Origin of the sequence: Streptomyces sp. NPDC059851 (assembly GCF_042732005.1) — a bacterium.
GTDB lineage: Bacteria > Actinomycetota > Actinomycetes > Streptomycetales > Streptomycetaceae > Streptomyces.
Window position 1 is genome coordinate 34,323 of record NZ_JBHWJJ010000072.1, and the last position, 3,848, is coordinate 38,170.

Consider the following 3,848-nt stretch of genomic DNA (forward strand, 5'->3'; position numbering starts at 1 on the left):
TGCTCGCGGTTCTCGGGCGCCAGCTGTCCCTGGCGCCCGCCCCCCCCCCGCCCCCCGGTTTGTTGGGGGGGGCGGCGGGCGGGGGGGGGGGGGGGGCGGGCGGGGGGGGCCCCCGGGGGGGGGCGCCCCCCCCACCCACCCCCCTATAGTTAGGGCAGCCTAACCTAATGCCCTTGGGGGAGAGTGTGAGCCTGTGACCGACGCGGACGACTTCGAGCTGTACCGGGACGACTGGGGCATCCCCCATCTGCGCGCCCCCGACGCCCTCCGCCTGGCCTACGCCCAGGGCCGCACCACCGCCCTGGACCGGGCCTGGCAGCTGGAAGTCGAGCGCCACCGCTCCCAAGGCTCCAGCGCCGCGTTCCTCGGCCCGGAGTCCGTCGCCTGGGACCGCTTCGCCCGGCAGAGCCGCCTCGACGACACGGCCCGCCGCTGCCACGAGGAGCTCGACCCCGAGACCGCCGCCTGGGTCGGGGCGTACGTCGACGGCGTCAACGACGGCCTGGCCGCCGGGGCCGCCCGCGACGAGCGCTTCGCCCGCACCGGCCACGCCCCCGCGCCCTGGGAGCCGTGGGTCCCGCTCGGCATCTGGATCGCCACCCACATCCTGTTCGCCGGCTTCGCCACCAAGCTGTGGCGCGAGCGTGCGGCACGCGCCCTCGGCCCGGAGGCGGCCACCCTGTTCGCCACCGACGGCCCCGGCACCGCCGGCAGCAACGGCTGGCTCGTCCCGGGCGACCGCACGGCCACCGGTGCGGCGATCATCGCGGGCGACCCGCACCGCTTCATCGAGGACCCGGGCGTCTACCAGCAGATACGCCTGTCCTGCCCCGAATACGACGTCCTCGGCCTCGCGGTCCCCGGCATCCCCGGCCTGGCCCACTTCGGCCACACCGGCAGCGCCGCCTGGGCGATCACCAACGCCATGGCCGACTACCAGGACCTGTACGTCGAGCAGCTGCGCACCGCCGCCGACGGCGTGTCCGTGGAGGCGCTGGGCCCCGACGGCGTCTGGGAGCCGGTCCACCGGCACACCGAGACCATCGCCGTCGCCGGAGCCGAGCCCGTCGAGGTGGAGGTGCTGGAGACCGCCCGCGGCCCGGTGGTCACCCGCGAGGAGGCCGCGGACCAGACGCTCTCCCTGCGCTACCCGCCCCGCGTCCGCCGCGACCTCGGCTTCGCCGTCCTGCCCGCCCTGTTGCGCGCCCGTACCGTCGCCGACATCGACCGGGCCCTCGACGGCTGGGCCGAGCCCGTCAACGTCGTCCACGCCGCCGACACCGCGGGCGGCCTGCTGCACCGCGTCGCGGGGGCGGTCCCGCTGCGCGACCCGGCCAACCGGCTGCGCCCCGTGCCCGCGTGGGACGCCCGGTACGCCTGGCAGGGCTGGGCCGAGACCCCGGCCGAGCCGGTGCAGGGCTTCGCCGTCATGGCCAACGCGCGCGGCATCGCCTCGCCGCTCGGCGTGGAGTTCGCGCCCCCGCACCGCGCCGACCGGATCCGGGAGCTGCTGTCCGGCTCGGCGGACTGGTCCCCCGAGGCGATGGCCGACGTGCACCGGGACACCTACCTGGCCTCGGCCGAGCCGCTGCTCGCCCTGCTGCCCGCGCTGGAGGGACTGTCCCCGGCCGCGGAGGCGCTGCGCGCCCGGCTGCTGGCCTGGGACCGGCACATGGAGGCGCAGAGCACGGACGCGACGGTCTTCTCCGCGCTGCGGACGGCCACCGTCCGCCGCTTCGCCGCGGACCCCTCCCTCGCCGCCCTGGCGGGCGCCCCGACCGGCCCCGAGGTGTTCCACCCCTGGCTGTACCTGCTTCCCCGGGTCGGCTACGCCCTCGAAGGCCTGCTGACCACGCAGCTGCTGCCGGACCTGGACCGGGTGGCGCACGTACGGGCCGCCCTGGAGGAGACGGCCGCGGCCGGCGCCCCGGACGTCCCGTGGTCGCAGGTGCACCGCCTCGCGCCCTGGACGGCACTGACGGACCCGGACGCCGAGTGGCCGGGCCTGGGCGGCGACCACGACTGCGTGAACGCCACCTCCTCCGTCCCCGGCTTCACCGACCTGTGCGCCCGCGCGTCCGCGGCCCGCTACGTCTGGGACCTCGCCCGCCGGGAGGACAGCCTCTGGGCGGTCCCGCTCGGCGCGGACGGCGTCGCCGGCACCGCCCACCACCGCGACCAGCTGGCGCTGTGGGCGCGGTGCGAACTCGTCCCCGTCGTCACCGACTGGGACGGCCTCACCAAGGAGTCCGCATGACCGCCCCCGCCGCCGGCACCCGGCAGCCCGTGTACAGCCGCGCCGTCGAGGGCTTCGGCACGGTGACCTTCACCCCGGTCGACCCCGCTGCCGACGCCGCGCTGATCCACGGCTGGGTGAGCCAGGAGCGGGCCCGCTTCTGGGGCATGACCGGGGCGAGCCCGGACCTCGTCCGGGAGATCTACGAGGACGTCGACCGGCGCACCACCCACCACGCGTTCATCGCACGCCGCGACGGGGCACCGGTCGCGCTCTTCCAGTCGTACGACTGCGCCGCGGACCGGGTCTCCGAGTGCTACGAGGTGCAGCCCGGCGACACCGGCGTGCACCTGCTGCTCGCCCCGGCCGGGGCCGCCACGGAGCGCGGGTTCAGTGCACGGCTGATCGGAGCCTTCCTGACCTTCCTCCGCTCCGACGGCACCACGCGCCGGATCGTCGCCGAGCCGGACGCCCACAACGCCAAGGCGATCGCCCGGCTGCAGCGCAGCGGCTTCGCCCTCGGCCCGGAGGTCGAGCTGCCGGAGATCGACCTGCCCGAGGTCTTCATCCCGGCGAAGCGGGCCCGGCTCGCCTTCCTCAGCGCCCCTGCGCCAGGAAGCCGGTGACGAGGTCCGCCCATGCGCGCGGGCGCTCGGCGAACGGAAGGTGCCCCGTGGGCAGCTCCGCGACCCGGGCGCCCGGCAACGCCCGCGCCAGCTCCAGTTGGCGGGCGAGCGGCACCAACCGGTCCTCGGTCGTCGCGACGACCAGGGCCGGTACGTCGATCCGTGCGAGGTCGGCGCGCAGATCGACCCCCGCGACCAGCGCCGCGTGGTCCGCGCCGCCGGGCGGGAAGGACTCGGCGGTCTGCTGGACGACGGCCTCCAGCTCCTCGGAGGTCAGCCCTTCGAGGGCTTCCTCACTGAGCGCGAGCGGTACGAGGAGCCGCGCGAGCAGGTCGTTCTCCCCGCGTTCCGCCAGCGCGGCCCACAGGTCGGTGACCAGCCCGAGCCGGTGATCGGCCCGGGCGAAGGTCGCCGTGAGCACGAGCGCGGTGACCCGCCCGGGGTACCGGGCGGCCACGCGGACGGCGACGTTGCCCCCGAGCGAGTACCCGAGGACGGCGAACCGGTCCAGCCCCTCGGCGTCGGCGGCGGCCACCAACTGGTCGGCGAGCTCGTCCAGCTCCAGGGGCTGCGTGGCGCGGGGCGTGCCCCCGGTACCGGGGTAGTCGACGCCGACGACGCTGTGCGCGGCGGCCAGGTCGTCGAGGATCGGCCCGAAGTTCGACTCGACCGATCCGCCGCCGCCATGGGCGAGCAGCAGGCCGGGGCCGCCGCTCTCCTTGCGGACGGTACGGGCGTAGGCGTCGCGGGACGCGATGGCGCTCATGAGGGAACCCCGATTTCCTTGGCGGTCGTTACGAAAAGAAAGTTACCCGATTAAACTAACGATCGCTACAGAAACGTGCGGGCTGTCCCCCGCTGCGGGAACGCGGAACGGCCCGCACCCCCCGGGGGGTGCGGGCCGTTCGTGTGCTGCGGGAGCCGGGGTCCTACTCGGAGACGCCGAGCTTCTCCCGGATCAGCTCCTTGTCGCGGGCCGCGGCGGC

At 75.8% G+C, this 3,848-nt stretch carries 3 protein-coding genes; 2 read left to right on the forward strand and 1 reads right to left on the reverse strand.

Annotated elements, in window-relative coordinates; translation table 11 throughout:
• Positions 1–193: 193 nt before the first annotated feature.
• Both ACFV7Q_RS23290 and ACFV7Q_RS23295 read left to right on the forward strand, forming a co-directional pair.
• On the forward strand, positions 194–2,257 hold the full coding sequence (locus ACFV7Q_RS23290; protein ID WP_385431190.1) for a penicillin acylase family protein: 2,064 nt from the start codon (positions 194–196) through the stop codon (positions 2,255–2,257).
• On the forward strand, positions 2,254–2,862 hold the full coding sequence (locus ACFV7Q_RS23295) for a GNAT family N-acetyltransferase (protein ID WP_385431192.1): 609 nt from the start codon (positions 2,254–2,256) through the stop codon (positions 2,860–2,862). Before ACFV7Q_RS23290 ends, ACFV7Q_RS23295 begins: the two co-directional genes overlap by 4 nt.
• On the opposite strand, the gene ACFV7Q_RS23300 is transcribed toward ACFV7Q_RS23295, so the two are convergent.
• Entirely contained in the window at positions 2,834–3,628 is a 795-nt protein-coding gene (locus ACFV7Q_RS23300) for an alpha/beta fold hydrolase (RefSeq protein WP_385431194.1), read from the reverse strand. The two genes, ACFV7Q_RS23295 and ACFV7Q_RS23300, sit on opposite strands and share 29 nt — an antisense overlap.
• Between the last annotated feature and the right edge of the window lie 220 nt (positions 3,629–3,848).

Coding starts and splice junctions, on each gene's coding strand:
- ACFV7Q_RS23295 (WP_385431192.1), top strand. CDS start 2,254: ATGACCGCCCCCGCCGCCGGCACCCGGCAGCCCGTGTACAGCCGCGCC.
- ACFV7Q_RS23300 (WP_385431194.1), bottom strand. CDS start 3,628: ATGAGCGCCATCGCGTCCCGCGACGCCTACGCCCGTACCGTCCGCAAG.